At 43.2% G+C, this 20,309-nt stretch carries 9 protein-coding genes; 1 reads left to right on the plus strand and 8 read right to left on the minus strand.

The window, feature by feature from the left end:
- Positions 1-3 precede the first annotated feature (3 nt).
- Positions 4-3,249, minus strand: coding sequence for a glycoside hydrolase family 2 TIM barrel-domain containing protein (locus BACFIN_RS10505; protein ID WP_032839565.1), 3,246 nt, complete (start codon positions 3,247-3,249; stop codon positions 4-6).
- A gap of 144 nt (positions 3,250-3,393) precedes the next feature.
- Here BACFIN_RS10505 and BACFIN_RS10500 point away from each other — a divergent pair, with 144 nt between their 5' ends.
- Positions 3,394-4,920: a TlpA disulfide reductase family protein gene (locus tag BACFIN_RS10500; protein WP_007752900.1), complete on the plus strand. Its 1,527-nt coding sequence runs from the start codon at positions 3,394-3,396 to the stop codon at positions 4,918-4,920.
- Between the two features lie 62 nt (positions 4,921-4,982).
- On the opposite strand, the gene BACFIN_RS10495 is transcribed toward BACFIN_RS10500, so the two are convergent.
- From BACFIN_RS10495 to BACFIN_RS10470, 7 genes are all read right to left on the minus strand, one after another.
- Positions 4,983-9,182, minus strand: a complete 4,200-nt coding sequence (locus tag BACFIN_RS10495; protein WP_007752901.1) for a beta-d-glucuronidase/beta-L-arabinofuranosidase — start codon at positions 9,180-9,182, stop codon at positions 4,983-4,985.
- Between the two features lie 184 nt (positions 9,183-9,366).
- Positions 9,367-12,066 (minus strand): alpha-d-galacturonidase, encoded by a 2,700-nt coding sequence (locus tag BACFIN_RS10490; protein ID WP_007752902.1) that lies wholly within the window; start codon positions 12,064-12,066, stop codon positions 9,367-9,369.
- Between the two features lie 576 nt (positions 12,067-12,642).
- Entirely contained in the window at positions 12,643-12,987 is a 345-nt protein-coding gene (locus tag BACFIN_RS0219840) for a hypothetical protein (protein ID WP_007752904.1), read from the minus strand.
- Between the two features lie 165 nt (positions 12,988-13,152).
- Entirely contained in the window at positions 13,153-15,357 is a 2,205-nt protein-coding gene (locus BACFIN_RS10485; protein ID WP_007752909.1) for an alpha-L-rhamnosidase-related protein, read from the minus strand.
- 162 nt (positions 15,358-15,519) lie between these two features.
- A complete protein-coding gene (locus tag BACFIN_RS10480; protein WP_032839566.1) occupies positions 15,520-17,409 on the minus strand; it encodes a right-handed parallel beta-helix repeat-containing protein in 1,890 nt (629 codons plus the stop codon).
- A gap of 48 nt (positions 17,410-17,457) precedes the next feature.
- Positions 17,458-19,560 carry an aceric acid hydrolase gene (locus BACFIN_RS10475; protein ID WP_007752919.1) on the minus strand — a complete coding sequence of 701 codons (2,103 nt, stop codon included), beginning with the start codon at positions 19,558-19,560 and terminating at the stop codon, positions 17,458-17,460.
- A gap of 215 nt (positions 19,561-19,775) precedes the next feature.
- The gene (locus BACFIN_RS10470; protein WP_007752926.1) at positions 19,776-20,303 is read right to left on the minus strand and encodes a methylated-DNA--[protein]-cysteine S-methyltransferase; all 528 of its coding nucleotides are present in this window, start codon (positions 20,301-20,303) and stop codon (positions 19,776-19,778) included.
- Positions 20,304-20,309 lie beyond the last annotated feature (6 nt).

Below are 20,309 nucleotides of genomic sequence, written 5' to 3' on the forward strand. Positions count from 1 at the left end.
CTATCATTGTTTACTACTGATGCGGATATGCAGCGTATGTTCTTTTTTCTCTATGGCATATTTCTTCAATACACCCGGTCCGCAACTACTGTTTCCTAATCCAAGTACGGCAGCATCCATACTAAGAATGATTTCCGTACGTGGTTTTAAATTACAATCGTGAGTTTCTTCATAGATGTCCTGTACGGTGTAATGCAGGGCAGATGCAGAAAATACGTTTTCTACCGCGTCAACACGAATACCTTTATTCTGTTTGTCGGTCAGGGTCAGATAATGCACTTCCTCTTTGTTCCCACTATCCTGCGGACGTGGATAATGTACGTACTGTTCTGCAACGCTTCCTTTCCAAAGCCCTATCATAGCAGATGTTTTGCGGTCAGGATAGTTATCCTGTGGCCCTCTGCCATACCAGGTAAATGTATCATAAGCAGGCGCCAGACAGAATGCGATACCTAAACGGGGAATTTCAGGAAGAACTCCTTGTGGCAAGAAAGTTGTTTCCAGATCAATCGTTCCATCTGAAAAGACCGTATAGACAGAAGTAGTCACCACTTTTCCTTCTTTATATAAATTACTTGTTTGAATCCGGACAATGGCCGCCCCGTCTGCACGTTTTTCATGGTGGAAAGATTCCAGATTTATCTGCGGATGATCCATTCCATGCAATTTCCAGTCTTTAGCCAACCAGTTTCCGAAGCTCTTGTCATTATCTGTCGGAGCACGGAAAACTTGAGTGACAGGCTGAACCGGAAAATCATCGGAGTGAGCCAGCATTTCTTTGCCCTTATATATAAGGGAGGTCATACTTCCGTTCACTTTCTTTTCCCACTGAACAGAAAAACCGCGTCCGCTAATCAATAAAGATTTATCATCCTCTTCCACTTGAAGCGTTCCTTTATTAATTAAATCAGCAGAAGCTAAATCTCCTTTTTGCAAACAGAATTGTTCCCAAGTTACTTCATTTCCTGCCTTTGCCCAAAGAGCATCCGATTTTAAAACAATGCTTACTTTCAGTTGGCAATCGGAAAGAGAATAAATATCTTTTAATGATCGGAAAGCCGGCAAATCAATCGTTTTACTTTCGCCTGGAGTTATTTCCGGCAATGTTATTTCTCCCCGTTCTTTCTCCTTACCATCCACTGATAATGTCCACAGGCAACGATAAAGTGATAAATCAATATGATGATTCCGGTTGGTTACTCTCAACTCTCCATTCTCAACTCTCAACTCAACCGGTGCATATACCTTCTTTACCTCCCAATATTTAGGCGTAGTTTCACGGTCACTCATCAGTAATCCATTAAAGCAGAAAGCTTTTAAGTTCGGCTTATCGCCAAAGTCACCACCATAAGCCACCATGGTACGACCGTCGGGTAAAGTCTTGTAGATTCCCTGATCTACCCAATCCCATATAAAACCACCCAGCATACGGGTATTACTATATATCTCATCCCAATATTCCTTGAAATTTCCTAATGCATTTCCCATGGAATGTGCATATTCGCTCGTCATTACCGGACGGTCGTCATTGGTGCGTTCCGCAATCTCCAGCAACCGTTCCCAACGTGCATTTTCAGCGCGTTCTTTATCCTCTCCTTCTGCAATACCGGGATTTAAATATTCCTGTTTCACCCGGGTATAAAAGCGGCTGATAACATCTACCGTCTTCGGGTCAGGATTTCCGTCCACTCCCTGCGCCCCCTCATAGTGTACAGGGCGAGTGGGATCGAAATCATGCAGCCATGCCGAAATAGCAGCGAAGTTCGGTCCGTAACCGCTTTCGTTTCCCATGCTCCACATTACAATACATGGATAATTCTTATCACGTTCCGCCATACGAACCGCACGGTCCATAAATGCTGCATGCCAGTCGGGGGTACTTGCGAGTGTTCCACGCAATCCGTGTTCTTCTATATCCGCTTCGTCCATCACGTACAATCCCAAGCTGTCGCATAGCTCGTACCAACGACTGACATTGGGGTAATGGCTGGTGCGTACGGCATTTATATTCGCCTGTTTCATTAAAAGAATATCCTGAAGCATCCGTTCTTCGCTCATGACACGTGCCGTCCGTGGATCATGTTCGTGACGGTTCACTCCACGAAAACGAACCGGATTACCATTCACTAACAGTTGTCCTTTTTTGATTTCTACAGAGCGGAAGCCCACGGCCTGTTCTATCTGTTCTACGACTCTTCTTTCTTCATTTTGGAGAGTTAAGTGTAATTTATAGAGATAGGGCGTTTCTGCCGTCCATCTTTCCGGTGATTTTATAATAGCTGACAAGCGTCCCATCTTACGCGGGCCACGCTGCGGATACCATTCATTCATCCGGCTTGCTTTATGCTCCAAATCAAGAATATCTTCCACATCGCCTTTCAATGTGGCAACTTCTTTGCCTGAAGCATCCTTTAATACTCCCTGTAAGACATACCCTTTTCCGGTCATCCCTCGATATACACTGAATTGCGGATCAATCTGCAAAATAAAGTCTTTATAATCACCCACAGATGCGGGAAGAGTGCGTACCGCATAATCACGGACATGAATATCCGGTGTATGTATCAGATGAATACTACGATGAATACCACCAAAACGCCAGAAATCCTGATCTTCCAGATAAGAACCGTCACTATATCGGTAGACTTCCAGTGAAATCTGATTTTCTCCGGATTTCAGATACTTCGTGACATTAAATTCGCTCGGTTCCATACTGCCTTGGCTATACCCTACCCGCTCACCGTTGATCCAAACATAAAAGGCGCTCATTACGCCCTCAAACCGTAGAAAAGTCTGTCCATTCACTTCCCATCCGGTCGGCAATACAAAAGTGCGGCGATATTGCCCTACCGGGTTTCTTTCTTTATACGTGGTATAGTCAGTTTTCGGTTCTCCCATCACCCGTGGAGGATCTATTTTAAACGGATAGCCTGCTGAAACATAGATAGGCGTGCCATATCCGTTCACTTCCCAGTTGGCGGGAACAGGAAAATCCGTCCAATCTTTATCATCAAAATTTATCTGATAGAAGTTCACGACTCTTTCATTGGGAACGGGAGTCCAACGGAATTTCCAGGTTCCGTCTAAAGAGATTGAGCCGTCTCCTTTCTGTACAGAGAAAGGGGTAAAAGCGGCTCTTGCCGGTTCACGGTTGATCTGGAGAACATGATGATTCTCCCAATCATGCATTGTTTGTGCCTGTGTAGGACTTACAAACAATGCGCCAAGCAGTAAAGTATATATTTTCATTCGTTCTTTTTTCTTCATATCAAGTAGACGGACGAAAGGGCATTTTGTACCCCTTTCTTTTACAGAAATATTAAAGAACAATAAAAGGAGTAACACTCTATAAAGAAAAGCTTTACCTTGTGGCGTATAATTACTTCTAATATTATGATGATGAAAAAACTACTATTTAGCAGCCTCTTTTTATTAGGCAGTCTCGTTTCACAAGCACAACACGAGTACACAATTAAAGGTGAGGTAAAAGGAGTGAAAGACGGAACTCATGTTTCCTTATTTTTGACGGATGGACGTGTAGGAAGCGTAGTTGGCACGGATACGATACGTAATGGAACTTTCTTTTTTAAGCGAAATGCAGGAGAAAGTGGTATGGATCATCTGTCTCTCATGTGTCGCGATACGGATTTTCCTCCAATGGCGTTAGATGTTTATGCAACTCCGGGCGCAAAAATAAAAGTAACGGGCACAAACCCTCTGATTTATACATGGAGGGTAGACAGTCCGGTAAAAGAGCAACAAGAACATAATAGATTTATCGAGGATTCTCGTGATTTATGGGACGAATTTCAACGTATAGCAATCAAAGAGAGTGGCATGCGATCGGCTTCCGAAGCGGAACGGGAAGCACTTCAAACAAAGAGTGATAGTATATTAGCTATTATCAGCCAGCGGGAATTGAATTTGATGAAGGAAGTCCCTATTTCCAGTGTCTGGATGGAAAAATTGCTCCGTTTGAGTATATCTTTGAAATACAATCCCAAGTTTACCCATAAAGAAGAAATATTGGCTTTGTATGACAGATTAAACGAAGAACAGAAAGCTTCCATTGAAGGACAAGAAATCAAGGTTAATCTCTTCCCTCCTAAAACGGTGAAAGAAGGAGATGACATGGCAGATGCCGATCTTTTTGATTTAGATGGAAAAGTTCATCATTTGGCTGACTTCAAAGGGAAATATATGTTACTTGATTTTTGGAGCAGTGGTTGTGGTCCCTGCATCATGGCTTTACCTGAAATGAAAGAGATTCAGGAGCAATATAAAGACCGACTCACTATCATCAGTTTGAGTTCGGATACGCAAAATAGATGGAAAGCTGCTTCTGCGCAACATGAAATGACTTGGCAAAACTTAAGTGATCTGAAACAAACTGCAGGACTATATGCTGTGTATGATGTCAACGGTATTCCGAATTATGTTCTTATCTCTCCTGAAGGTAAAATAGTGAAAATGTGGTCGGGTTATGGTCAAGGCAGCCTGAAATTAAAGATGCGTAGATATTTGGATGCGCCAAAGCGTGAGATGAGTATCACCGGGGACACCAATAGAAAAGTCGTTAACCATCCAAGTTTTGAATCGACCAATACTGATATTCTTGAAGTGAAGCAGGTAGAATTAACTGACACAGCCACTATCGTTCATTTCTATGCATATTACATACCCAAATACTGGATACAAGTAAGTGCAAACGCCCAATTAGTAGACGAGCAAGGTGTATCATACACATTACAAAAAGCTGACGGCATTACTCCCGGTGAGCATTTCTTTCTGCCTGAAAGCGGAGAAGCCGAATTTTCCCTAACTTTCAAACCATTACCTCTCAAAACTAAATTATTCAATTTCACGGAAGGAACAGCCAAAAAAGATTGGCAAATAAATGGGATAAAACTTACCAAATAAAGAAAGAAATAATAATGGGACACTGAAAAGTTATGTATACTTCCAAGTGTCCCGTTTTTTATTTATTGAATATCCAATGCATCAAAAGCAATTCCGTCCATATTTTCTGCTGAAAGTAATACTTTGTAATGTCCGGCATTGATAAAGGTTCCGGTAGTGGTGCTCATCATCTTCCATTTATCCGGTGTTTCCGGGAAGTTCAATATGTCCTCTTTCAATACCACTCCTTTTGAATCAATGAATTTCATCAAGACAGGTATTGGCTTTCCGGTAGTGTTCATATATTTAAAGCGAAGGGCGTACACTTGTGCCAACCCGGTAGAAACATTCCATTCAATGCTGTTGCCTTTTCCTTTACCAAAAAACACTCCGATCTGTTTGCGATGTTCTTTCTTTTGGAATTTGCCTTTCAGTACAGCCATTTCCGCTTCGTATGATATACTGACACGAGTATTTTTATCTTCAGGAAGCAATTCTTTCGGAGTCTTTTCCATCACTTCTTTATCCGCTTTTTCCCAGCTCCAACCGGATGCAGGGAATATCGTCGGTTTCAGTTCCTGATCTGTGCTGGCAATAGCAATGCCCGAAATCAAGGTTTGTCCTGCTTTCACTTCCGGGAAATGAATTTTCAACATTCCACCTTTCACTGTGGCATATACCACTTTCTTACAAACTCCGTCGTGACCGCTTTCAGCCCAAATATCCAAGTCGTCTAATACAACAGAATCATTCACGGCAACATCGAATATGCGCAGTCCTTCACAGTCGGTAGAAGCGCTTCCGCCCGTACCATGCCACGGCTCCGTGAAATACAGTTCAATACGATATGTTCCGTCTGCCACAGGGAAACGATATTCCAACTGATGACGTCCGAAGCGGAAATGTTGGAATAACGTCCAGTCACGAGTGCCACGAATCGGATCATTGGTGGTACGTTGACTGGCAAGATAAGGATTCAGTTCCTTGAAATTCTTCGCCCATGAACGGGAATAATTCGTATTGTCCTGCAACCAGAGCTGTCCGAAACTATCTGTATAATCATCCCCTCCACAGTTGAGACGATACAGATAATTATATCCTGCCTCTCCTTTCAATATCTTTTTATCATCCTGATAAAGAAGTTCGAAGTTAGGGGCTTGCTCCAGACCATTCAATAGGATCAGGTCTTCTGCTACCGGTTTACCTTTATAATATCCTACTGCACGAAGTACGTTATAACGAATATCCCGGTTTTCCCACATAAAATGAGTGCCTGTTCCGTTGTTCTTTTTACGTCCGAGGAAGGTTGCCTTTTCATTTGTCAGATCGTTGTATAGCAATACAGAATCACAATTGCTGTAAGCCTCGATAGTGGCACGGCGACGTCCTTTTTCAAAGCGGTTGGCCCATGTATGTGATACCAGGTAAACCATCGGGTCTTTTGCAGCCGGAACATAGTTGGCGCGATACATATAATATACGTCTAATGGTTCTTCCCACGGAGTAACCAATCCTTTATAATTGAACGGACCTACTTTATCTATCTTGCGATACGCTTCATCCGGTTGACGACGTCCGGGATTGTCATGACTGCTGTATATCCACTGAAATTGTCCGCAAACACTATCTTTAGCCTGTTCTGCCAAACGGATTTTAGTTTCCATCAGTTGACACATACGGTCTTCACTCCACACTCCGTTCACCTGGAAATCTCCCGGCTCCGTATGCAGGTCGATGCTTCTCCACGCTCCATATTCTCCATTCAACAATTGGTTCGCTTGAGAGAGCTCACGACCGTATTTCGTCACATCTCCTCCATACGTACCACTCCAATTCTGAATCACATTCCAGTCTGTACCTTCACCGCCATTGCAGGTTGTTATGACACGCATTGTCTTGGCAGTCGGGTCCATCTGCCGGATAAGATCACTGCATTCTTGTGCAAACTCACGAGGCAAAGTGCTTTCATTCTGCAATCCCCACATCACCACTGACGGAGAATTACGACGTTCTTTCACCCATTGACGAAGCAACTTTTTAAAGTTCTCACGAAACTCCGGAGTGTCATACCACACATGAGCGGAAAATTGTGTCCAAAACAAGATTCCCTCTTCATCCCAGTACTTCTGATAATCGAGATGATGGGGCTGATGAGCATCCCGGAATGCATTGAAACCGGCCGCACGTATCTGTTTTACCCTTGCAGCAACCTGTTCATTGCTGAACGCATGGCTTTGTCCGAACTGATGCTCATACTCGCATACTCCATTGATAAACACCGGCTTTCCATTCAGGTAAAAACGTCCGTCTCCATCGTTTCGTTTTACCGGCCAGCTAATGGTACGAATACCGAAGGGTGTCGAAATTTCATCCGTCGTCTTCGTATCACGCTTTATCATGCTGGCCAATTTATAGAGATATGGATTTTCCGTATTCCACAAGACAGGATTCTCAACAGGAGCCTGCTGGCGAATCACTTTCATTTCTCCCGGAGCTAAAGTAACTTTCTCAACCAAACGGAAAACTTGTTTTCCATTGGCATTGCTTAGTTTATTGACTAACTCTACCGTTTCTGTTGCTTTACTATAATTTTTTATCTCTGTTTCAACAAATACGTTAGCAGCTTTTTCGTCATTCCAAATATGTACACCGAAAGGTTCTATACGAATCTCATCTGTTACTTCCAATACCACAGGACGGAAGATACCTAACGGCTGGGAACCTTCACTGAATCCCCATTCCGACGAACATCCCCCGCATACCCAAGGCATATCGGCGATCATTTCAGGATGCTCGGCTTTCACTTCCAAGCGATTTACTCCCTGTTTTAATTCATCTGTGACATCCAAAGTCAATGTGGTGCGCCCTATGGGGTGGCGACCGAAATTCTTTCCGTTCACTGTAATGGTGGCGTATGTACCCACTCCGTCAAAACGAAGAAAATACCGTTTCCCGGATTTTACATCTGCCGTGAAATCTTTCACATACATAGCTGTTCCATGCAGGTTTCCATGTGTCAACTGGCGGTATCCATAATAATCGTCCCAGTTATGAGGAATGTTCACCGTTTTCGCACGCATCATAAAATTACCTTTCAAATGAGTTGCCTCTGTAATCCAGGTTTTCCAACCCTCATTCAATGTAGTGATCTGCCGGCGGTTCTTGATTTCCGGTTTCGGGAAACGGACAGTCGAACGTCCCATCGGCTTACTGGTAGCAATGGCAATGCCACGTTGCTCTGCGTTGTTTACCGCACAATAGAAATGATAAACCACTCCATCATGTTTTACCACATAGCTCTTATGAGCAAACAGTTCATCGTAGTTCTTGGAGGGAATAATCAGGTCGGCCCCTTTCCAATCAGTCCAGTTCACCAAATCATAACTGGCGGCAAATGTATTGAATGCTTTATATTTACGCGAAGGTTCAAAAGCAGAGAAGTAAAACATCACATACACATCTCCCATCTTTTGGATATGCGCATCTCCTGTTATGGTTCCATCTGCTTCATGCGCAAAGACTGGATTTCCGGAGTAGCGTTTCCATGTTTTCATATCTTTGGAAAGCGCAATGCCGACACGTTCGCCCTTTAAATCCGTTTCCGGATGACGCCCGCCCGCATTGTAATACATCACAAACGGAGCCCCCAATGTTTTATCTTTATCCCAATAAACAGTACTCTTATATTGAGTCAGTTTTTCCCACCATTGGGCATCTTTATCATGGATGCTCAAAATCGGTTTGTCCAGAGATTCCCATTCATGTGCCGTAGAAATATCTCCTTTCGTCCATGCCAGTCCGACATAAAGCGGGGCTTTTACAGCTTCGTAACCCGTTCCTTCACCACCGATATAAGTCATCCAATGGCGACCTTTATAAGTCTGAAGCTCATAGCTTCCACCCCATTCCATATCCGGCAATGCAGGAAATCCGCCACGCTGATTGCAGTCCCATTTTCCATCCCGATAAGAAAGAACCCGTCCCAAAGTGCGCCATTCGAGCAGATTATCACTTTCTGCTATCCACGTTTCGTAACCACGACCATCGGTTCCACCTTTACCGTTGTAAACCACATAAGTCATCAGCCACTTGTCTCCCTGGCGAAAAACGGTAGGACAATCAATCTTATGATAATTGTCTGCCGGGGCAACTGCAAGCCCGTATTTGTATGGTGTCTTTACTTCCTCATAAATCTGCTCCATTCGTTCCTGCGGAACTTCCCGTTGCGCATACAGAGAGAAAGTGGTGGTTATACTAAAAACTGCCAGCAATAACTTCTTCATGATACTTTTTCTAATCGTTTAATACTTAATATTTCACCACAGAGGACACATTTTTATCCACTATAGAGTAACAAAGAGTCTTACGTATTTATAATCGTATGTATCGCTCTGTTTTACTTGCGGAAAAGAGAGAGAGAAGAACTCTGTGTCCTCCGTGTCCTCTGTGGTGAAATATAAATTATCATTAATAAAACAACCAATCCATTGTTTCTTCATCCCCGGCAAGCCCGGCATTACGAACTTTCGTTTCCGCAGCCGTGAATCCCAACACTTGCAGATAGCCTTTGGGTAACATCAACGTATGCTTTCCAGCCGGAAAACTATATGCATGCACATTTGCCAAAGGCATTCCATTGATACGGACAGCATTCGTCAATACAGGTTCCGCCTGACCGTAGTCATTGGCTGACGCATCGATTTCCAGTTTCGGAGCTTTTGCATATTTTTTCTGGTCGTCTTTGAAATAAGCGACTAACAATTTCACCGGAGCATCCGTTTCGAAAGTGATGCTTGTGCCTTTCTCTCTCTGCTCATTTCCATTGAAGCGGAGCGCCTTCATTCCTTTCAATTCCGGAGCTATTGCTTCTATCTTACCTGGAACATCCACAAATAAAGAAATACCCTCATCTACTTTCACTGTCGGATAATTAGAGATCAGTTTCACGTTTGCAGGAGTCCAGGCAGCAATCTCGACAGTTTCAGTCACTGCATTTCCATTCTGTTTTTCTTTCAACAAAGCGAGGTTGGCTTTGAAATTCTCCAATTCCTTCTCATAGTGTACCAGCAGTTCTTTCCAAGTCTTGTTCTTTCCATCATCTCCACCGATAGGAATACGACGTTGGGCAGTCTGCATACTGTTGGCATACAAGTAATGTTCGTCCGTCAGTTCCACCAATTTGCGATAGTGTTCCAGGCTTTGTTCCATCAAAGGAATAGCTTCTTCAAGATTCTTAATCTCTTTTCCCCATTGATAATCCAATACCAGTTTGGCAGCTTTCACTTTCAGGTTGAACGCATACGCAAATTCACGATAACAATGCATATCATTCTGTAAACGTGCAAATTCATCCTTATTTGAAGAGACGGAACCAGCTGCTTTATCAATAGCCGCTACTGCTTTATCTCCATGTTCTATTACTTGAGCAACAATATCCAAAGGCATTTCACCTACATGAGGTTGCTTTTTCCATTCTTTTTCTACATACTCTATCAGCTTCTCTCCTTCCGGTCCGCAGCTTTCATAGAATCCCGGATAGATCGTATATTTGTATGGATTGACAAGCTGACTCATAAACATACCCAGTAATAACGTTTGGCGATTTCCCTCTGTAATACCGAAACGACGTAACAACTTCGGAGCAATCTCTCCGCTTTCTTCGTATGCTACACGGATATTACTTGCATTTTCGTCAGAGGTTCCGTAGAACTTGCCCAACTGATGGTCCCAGTAACCCATTTCATCTGTACGGTCGCGATGGCAGTTCCACGCATAGCGTCCCCAGGTCTGATACCAGATCCAATCGCGATCCAACTGGAATTCACGTTCATTGTTTGGTAATTTGTCCGCCGTATAAGGCCAGTCCCAATATGAGGCCTGCGGATAAAGGTGCAACGCATTGGCACCGTGTACATTGTGCATGGCAGTGACCGCCTTTTGTACGAAATCCGGAGAACCCCAGCGGAACGGTTCCAAATTTGCCAGGATATGTACGTTACTGATATGAATGGAACCCAACGAACTCAAATCCGTATGAATTTTCGACCAGGGACCACGAGGTTCGTAGGTAGTCAACGATTCACCATTATACTTATGCATCGTATAAAGATTCTTATAGAGCGGCAAGGCAGCGTCCATCACCAGTTTGCAGTCCGTGTCGTGCGCACGCAACAAAAGAGGCGGTTCATCCGTACGTCCCAATGCCTGTAATCCGTCTTTCACTCCCGGAATAATTGTTTTAGTAAACCATTCCACATCGTCCTCCACTGTACACATCGCTTCACCCAGACAAACCAGTAATCCTACATTGGGATATTTTTCAATGAAAGCGGCAATACTCTTGCGTGTATAATCGGCAATCAGAGGAGTAATGGGGCGGTTACGATCCTGTGTTTTCAGTCCGTAATGTTCAGCAAAAGGTTTGGAAAGAATGATATTATAAAACATCTGTATGACAAAGATACCGCGTTTGTCCGCTTCTTCTGTGAGGAAAGAGAACATTTCTTCGTTCATTTTGAACGTTTCTTCATCTACTTCCAGTGCAAACGGATAATCTTCCAGTTTCACCAATGACGCAAACGGATGACCGTTCCAAAGGTACAGTGAATTCATGCGGTTGGCAACCAGCATATCCAAGTATTTAATCCACTGTTCTTTATCATAAAACCAGGGGAAACTTTCCGGCGTATACGGATATTCGTATACACCATGTCCCGGCAGGTAGGTCATCTTCTGTAATCCTACACATGCGCCACGCAATACCATTTCAGGACCGTCTTTCAGTTCCTCCGGGAAGTTCAACTTACCATCCGAATCATTCACACGGTCAATCAGTTCACGGCATCCGTAAATGACACCACTCCCATCCCTGCCGGACACTCTGGTCAGATTGCCCGTCGTCGAAATATGAAAACCTTCTTTCTTGAGCGTCGTGTCATTTACTTCCGTCAAGAGAATCGTTTTGATTTCGGGATCGGAGAATGTCGTGTCTCCCTGTTGCATCATTACCTGATAACCGGCTTTATCCAAGGTAGTCTGTAACTGCTCCGCACCAAACAAAACACGATTTGACGCATCCGGCGGAGTCATAATCTTCACGGTTTGCCTGCCACACGCTGCCAAAAAAAGTGTGCATGCCGCAAACATGAATAATCTGGTATTTTTCATTCTTCTGATATATATTATAGATTATATAATTCACTTCTTCACTAAGAGAAAGACGAAATAATCCTCTGTTTGTACTCATTTGTCTGTTTTTTCATTTTTCGACACCATACTTCCACTTTCGTCTTTCCAGCAATTATCTCTTTTTCTTTATACCGGATAATGTATTGCAAAGCCATCTCCCCATTGGTGAAGTATTTTTTTAGTAAAGTATCATTTATGGTATTGTACGTATGGTATTTAATGAATTGCTTGTTTTTTGATTTTGGTATGGATCGTAAATCATGTATGCAAGCCGGTATATATTTACTGAAGTCAGTACGTTTGACTCGTACATCAATTGTTTTTTGGTAATTCTAGAAGATTTTTCTTAGTGTCTTATACAAAGGACTTTGGGAGAATTACCCGTTTTTGAGGTAATGACTTGGCAACTGTGCTAATTACTGCGTTCTGCCATAAGTTACTATCATTGTCACTCGTCGTAATACAAATTATAAAGAATGAATTAATTTACAAATTGATTTTGAAAAATACTTTTAGATACACTACAACTTCATAGCCTATGGAGTTTTTCTTTGTTCATTTGGAGATTTTTAATAATGTTTGCCACACCTGGTCTTTCTGTTGATTTAAAAAAATGACAAGACAGTCAATAATGTTTTTTAGCTCAGTAATAATCTTATCTTTTACGATACTACTATAATAGTTGATAAATGTAGCAGCGTCTATTTTGAACTTCAATTCAAACTCCCCAGACAACACTTCACAAGGATTAGGATTATCTTCCAGATACAACTCAATTGCTTCCTTCATATTATCCTCAATCTCTTTCATGCCATTGCCTACAGTGATAATCGGAGCACCTTCAATATAGGCACTCAAATTTTTTCCTGCATGTTCTACAATCACTTCTACTGTTTTCATATTACCTCCTTTTTAAATCAAGAGAACAAGGGGCTTACTATTTTAGTATAAATATAAAATTAGCGGCAACTCCGAAGAATCACCGCTAATTGGTCTATTGTCCGACAGTTTGAGAGGGTTATAGCCTGCGAAATGAATAGCAGTACTCCACTAATTAACCATGAATTATAAATGATAGGTAACAATTCTTTCTTCGGGTGAATCAATCCAGAGACGCCATACTCCTTCCGATACTTTCTCCGGTGTTCCGATATTTGCTTTGGGTGGACGATGACTATTGATCGTCAAATACCCTTCCCCTTCTGTAGCTTTCACTTTCATCGTTTTGCCATTCATATAGACATGGATATCGCCATTCGGAGTGGGTACAGTACCCTCCATCCATTTCAGTCCTCCCAATACAGGAGCAATAGCAAACTCCTTATACCCTTCTTTCACAGGTTTCACACCCAAACAATATTTGCCGAGCAAATAGATAGGACTTGCTCCCCAGGCATGACATAGACTCTTGCCGTATGGACGGCCGTACATGGCAAGATGTTGTGTTCCGGTTTCTTCAGGGCTGTATTTTTCCCAGAAAGAGGTAGCACCCTCCTTCAACATACCACCCCAGTAAGCTTTCATTTCCTTCATGACAGCCTCCTGTTCACCCAAAGCACAAAGAGCTTCCAATTCATAAAAACGCATATAAGGTGTTGTGATTTTTAGAATGCTGTCATTCAAAAGAACAGACTTCTTGATGGCTTGCTGCTTATCTGCGTTCAGATACTGGAAGAATACAGAAAACATATTGGCATAACGCGTCACAGCATCACTTTGCCGACCATTCACACGATTATGTACAAATGCCTGTTTCTGATTGTTCCAGAAAGTAGGTTCTAACTTTGCTTTCAGAGCAGCGGCCAGCTTCTCATACTTCTGCTTCTCAATCTCATCCCCAACTAAATCAGCACACAAAGCCATTGTTTCCAGACTTCTGCAAAATAAAACCTGCTCAAAAGAAAGTTCTCCTTTTTTATCCAGATAGCCGTCCGCCCAGTCCACAAATACCCAGTCACCGGTCATACCTTCCACCATGCCATTTTTATTTGTACGTCCCAATACATAATCCATCATCGTTTGCATACGTGGATACAGTTGGTTGACAAAGTGGCGGTCGCCACTATACATATAATAATCATATACACTAAGAAACCAATAGAAAGTATAGTCCATAATCGTATTGCTATGGCTGGTCACAGGATCTTTGCCACGAAGCAGCCAGATTGTACGTTTCACGGATTCACTATCGAAGAAAAGATAATAATTCATCAGATAACTTTGAATAGCATCACCACTCCATACCCAGCGGTCGCGTTTGATACCGTCAATAAAGAACTCGCGGGTAGTGAGATGCATGGTATAGGCCCCCACTTCCCAAATACGGTTCAATTCTTCATCATTGCAACGGAAACTTCCACGATACTCTTCAGGAAGATATTCATATTGCATGGATACTTCTCCTATTTGTACACCCGGTTCGTGGGTAACGTAGACATATCGAAAAGCTTTACTGTTCTCCAACGTATATTCGTTATCAGAACTATTTAAGGGAGAAGTGCTGCGGATGGCGAGGTTAGTCATTTGTCCCGGCTCTAACAACAGTTTGTCCAAAGTTTCGCAATATGCTTTATCTTTTGCTTCTTCCGGGCTTTCACCATAATAAATTTCTATTTTTCCTTTTCCGGAAAGATTTTTCAATGTGATGAATCCGAATGTTTCTTTTCCAAAATCATAAAGGATACCTCCTTCGGACTGTTCTGACTTCGTAACAGGTTGCTGCGGTTCACGCATCAGACTGAATTGGGAAGGACGTTGGGTAGCTCCGTCAAAGTTCCAGCATCCGGCATCCATATAGATAGTGGCAGATGTGTCACTGGCTTTTCCGCTCTCGTCAATCCATTCTTTATCTTCGTAAGTCACACGCCAGGAAGAGTCTGAATTCACTGTTTTTCCCTTCACATAAATTGTGGGAGGAGTAGCCTGATTCCAGACTTTAATGTTCAGATTATGTTTTCCGGCCGGAAGCAACATGGTTTCCGGCATACCGAACTGGAGCTTTCCATCCAGTTTGACGTTGTACTTTCCTTCGGCAGCAATAAAGATTTCTTCCGGCTCGGAAAGATTCAGTTGCTTGCTGAATTCTACGACAACATAATGGCTGTCCGTTTTCCAAAAAGGAGGGAAAAATGCACCTCGTTCCGTACGACGGTTATTCATTTGATTTCCCAACCAGATTTCGTAGTCTCCCGGATACCATATCCAAGTCTGGGCAAATGTGCTGCTTGCCAAAGACAAGGCACTAAGCAATATCATATATTTCTTTTTCATTTTTCTTTCTATTACTAACAAACTGAATCATAAGAAATAATTCGTTCCACAGTGGTTGACGTTTAGTTCCACATCTGTTTCCCTTTAGTTCTACAATTGTTTTCCTTTAGTTCCATATCTGTGGAACGAATCACGTATTACAGTTAAATGACTTGTCAATACCTACTGAATATTTAGTAAATCCTTATATCCTGCTTCCAGTCCTGCACGTTCACGAATAACACTATCCACTTTCGGGCCATTGTTTTCCCATACATTTCCCGGACCATTGGCATTTTGCAGATACTTCTCTCCTTCTGTCCAATTATCACGTACAGTAATAAAGGAAGAACCTTCATCCGTATAAAGATAGAACCAGTGATTAGGATCGTGTACATACCCCGGCTTATAAATACTATGCACGCAATTCTCCGTTACATAACTTTTCGGCTGCGAACCGAGTGTGTAAATACCTGCCACATCATACATGTGTTTCGCATAATGATGAATCAGATTGGCATGTACTCTGTTATTACGCATACAATTCACAGTTTGCGTCCATCCCCAACCAAGGCTGATGCCACTATAAGGCACTTCACTGATTTCATTATGCTCGATATTGACGTCCCCTACATATCCCGCAGCAATGGCAAGACATCCCCAATCTTCATTGCCTATTTCCGTGAAATAGCAGTTATTGATTTGTTGCTGTGTGCATACTTCCCGACGATCAGCAGGATCGTATGGCAAATGCGTTTCATGGGCAGCCGGAGAAAAACTGCCGACTAACAGACCATTTCCGGCAATATCGCGGAAGAGACAGCCACGAACAACACCGCCTTGCACCGCTTCTTCATAATCCAATCCGGTTGAGCCTAAATGCTCGAATCGGCAACGTTCGAAATCAATCTGCCTTGCAGCAACCACACGAACAGCAGCTGCGGGACGTCCCAACCATCCTTGGTTATCCAACGGATGATTCAAGTAGTTCCGTTGCATTTTCGGATCAATCCGGTAACCATCTGTCAGATACATACCTGCCTGAAGAGGTACATGTCCTTTTTCTGACGGACGCATCCACGTAGTATAGGAAAAAGTAATTTTCTCAAAACGAATATGACACACAGGACGATCCAAAGTTCCTTCCACCCGTACTAATGTCTCAACAGCAGGCACGATCACTTCCGCCTCCTGCATCTTCTCTCCTTCCCGTGGATAATAATATACTTTACGGGCATCTATATCATGATACCATTCTCCGGGTACATCCTGCAATTCGCGGGCATTTGTCAGATAGAAAGCAGAATTATGTCCGTCCGTCGTCACCATCGGACGCGGCCAGGGATGCTCAAACTGAATCCGGCTTTCCGGTTGATGAAAACGTATTGCCACGCTATCTCCCTGCACTTCAACTGAACGAATCCGAAGATTGGCAACACACCACATCTGATGTAATACCATCTCGGCATATTTAGTTTTCAAATTCCCTTTATTATCAATAAGTCTGCGAATGGAAACTGCAGGTACATAAAGAATTTCATTCTTCTCATCCACACTGCAAATGCGATTCATCTTTTCGAAATCCTCCACATCACGGGCACGAACTGCCTTTTTTCCATTCACCCACAACTGGCGGAAATCCAATGGACGTCCATTAAATACCGGTACATCTGCTACCCAGAGCTTTCCTTGTTTCTTCCAATTCTTGATACGGACTCCCCCACTCAACACCGCCTTTTCATCGGCTGCCGAACGGATCACAGTCTTTTCATTGATCGCCGAACGGATCACAGTCGGGGATTCCTTTGTCCCACTATCTTCCGGACGAATAAAAACCGGCTCATACAGAGCGTACGTTCCCCCTTCCATATAAACAGTGATTCCTCCCTGCATACGGTCATCTCCCGTCCTCCGCCATTCACGTGCCTGCCGTAAAGCAGCAGTCAGCGTTGCTTTGGGAGACTGGCGGGTTCCATCATTAAAGTCATTACCTTTGGGAGAAACCCATATCTCACCGGACCATAACCAATGACTACACAAAATACATATAGCCGTTAAAAATAACTTTCTCATCCTCATTTCTTTATTTTTCCTCCTGATTTCTTCATTTCTGTATCATGATTATCTGGCAAGAGGCATCCATACGGTCATCTCTCCTTTTCCTCTATTTCCCCAGGCATAATAAGGAATCAAACGAATATCCACCGTTTTCTCTGTCTGAACCACCGGACGATAAAGTACTCCTTCCCAAGAAATTGCAGGTGCCAGACGCGCTTTACCTTCGAGCGCTACAATCGGACTACCCTCAATCGTGATTTTCTTCGGAGTCAATTTTATATCAGCAGGAATCAATACATTATCAATCTTTTCCCCGTTTGCAATATCCATACTTTCCAGGCAATAAACCAACGGTCCGCGCTTCACGACCACCTGATTACGAATCTCCTCTGCCAACGGATGAGCTTCGAGCAAACGCACAGGCATATCCATCACTAACTCCACTACATCCCCCTTCTTCCATGCACGATTTACTTCCGCATACGAATTTGCCTTCGCATTGACTTGCAACGGCTGTCCATTCACCCTAAGCGTAGCCTTTTCACACCATTCAGGGATGCGTAAGAAGAGCGAGAAAGTACCTGCCTTACGAGGAACTTTATCCAACGTTACACGTATATTTCCATCCCAAGGATAATCCGTTTCCTGCGTCAGAGCTACTTCTCCCTTCTCTTTCCAAGTCGTTGTCAATGTATTTGCCCCATACAAATTGCAATAAATCCCTTCCGGGCTCAATGTATATGCATAGTTTTGTGCCTGACACAGCGTACGCAATGTGTTCGGAGGACAGCAGAAACAACTGATATATTCTGTCCGTTCCTTCGGCCAGCGAAGCGTGTAAGGAAGATCGGCACTGATACGAAGCGGATTCGTGTAGAAATACTTCTTTCCATCCAGACTAATACCGCTCAATACACTATTATAAAGACAAGTCTCCACAAGATCGGCATATTTCGCATCCCCTGTCACTTCTAGCATCCGCCAGTTGAACAACATATTACCGATATTGGCACACGTTTCATTGTGAGCAGTACTATTCGGCAACTGATAGGGACGTCCATAACTCTGATGCACTTTCTGAATACTATCCGGCTCATAACACGTTCCATCAGGCGATGTACCATCATAAAGAGCGCCGCAAGCACCGGTCACGTACATTTTCCGGGTCACGATATCATTCCAGATACTAGTCAGGTTCTTCATTAATTGCTGCTCACCGGTTTCTGCATATACATCCGCTACTCCGGCATACAGATAGTTGGCACGTACCGCATGTCCCATCGCACGATATTGATCGCGGAAAGGAATACGGTCCTGATTATCGTCCGTACCATTCTCTACCATACCACGGATATCAATCAGATTCTTTGAAAGTTCCAGATAACGGGGATTTCCGGTAGCCCGGTACATTTCGACTACCCCCATATAATGAGAGGGACAAATAGCATTGCGAGCCAGTTCGGCAGAAGCCGTTTCATAAAAATAACAGAGGAAATCCGTTGCTTTCACAGCAGCATCGAAAAGAGTAGTCTTTCCGGTAGCACGACGATGCACGATACCCGCCATCATCAAGTGTCCCAGATTATAAGTCTCAAAGTTCAGCCGATTGGCAAAAGCTCCTTTTTCATTCTCATCACCTACTTTCGTTCCAATGACCGTCTGTTTATACTGATCACCCAATGCTGTTGTATGGGAATCAATCCCTTTATTCAGTTCTTCGATAATAACAGGCGTATGTATATAACCGTCTGCACGTTGGGCTTTTACAACACAAGTAATAAAGTTATCCATTAACTTGTCCAACTCCGGATCTTTATTAACTGCATAGACAGAAGCCACTCCTTCCATCCACTTATACATATCTCCGTCATGGAATGGAGGTCCCCAATGCTCTCCTTTGCATACTCCGGCAGCAATCTCAAAATTACGGAAACCGTGAGAGATCTCCGGCGTGTTCCAAGTGTTCCACATACTTTGCAGGGAAGTCTGGCTAAATACCTGAAAGCGATCTCTCCAGAATCCATCCGTCCAATGTACGGCGCCGATTCCGGTATTCACCATCTTCGCAAAACGGCTCTGACTCATATCCGTCAATCCATTGCTTTGCGCAAGTGCTCCCGTAACGGAGGCGGAAGCTAAAAGAAGTAACAGTTTTATCTGTTTCATTAATATGGATAATTTAAAATTTACACAATATCTTTATAAAAAGACGCAATTATCCGTATTTTGTACTCAATAAAACAAAAAAACGAAGCCCCTATTTCGGTACGCCCTGCAAGTCCAAATACAGGCATATAGCCATTTATTTCACTGAAAAATAATAAAAAGTGCCACCCCTCGTTTTGCGTGAATGACACTTTTCGTGATTTTGTATATTAAATCTACCATAAACCGAGCCCCATCGTTTTAGAACATTCCAACTCCAATAATCCTTTTTTCGCATCGAGACCACCTCCGTACCCCGTAAGTTTATGATTGCTGCCGATTACCCGATGGCAGGGAACAAAGATAGAGATAGGATTGGTGGCATTGGCCGATGCAACTGCACGCACAGCCTTCGGGTTATGGATGCGGCGGGCAAGCTCGCCATAAGATATGGTCGTTCCATAGGGTATTTTCATCAGTTCTTCCCATACAGTGCACTGAAATTCAGAGCCGGTAAAGACAACAGGAATGTCGAATATCTTACGGTGTCCGGCAAAGTATTCTTCGAGTTCCCCGATTGCCCGTTCGATGATGTCGGAAGTCCCCTCTTCGTACTTCGCATTCAGATGTCGCTGTATGCGGCGGTCTATCGTACCTCGCCGTTTCTCCACCGCCCAGTCGCAAATACACAGCTTATCTCCGTAAGAACCGACAAGCATCTCGCCCACAGGCGATTGATATCGTGTAATCTTTATAGTTTCCATATTGTT

This window comes from Bacteroides finegoldii DSM 17565 (assembly GCF_000156195.1).
In the GTDB taxonomy this organism is placed as follows: Bacteria; Bacteroidota; Bacteroidia; order Bacteroidales; family Bacteroidaceae; genus Bacteroides; species Bacteroides finegoldii.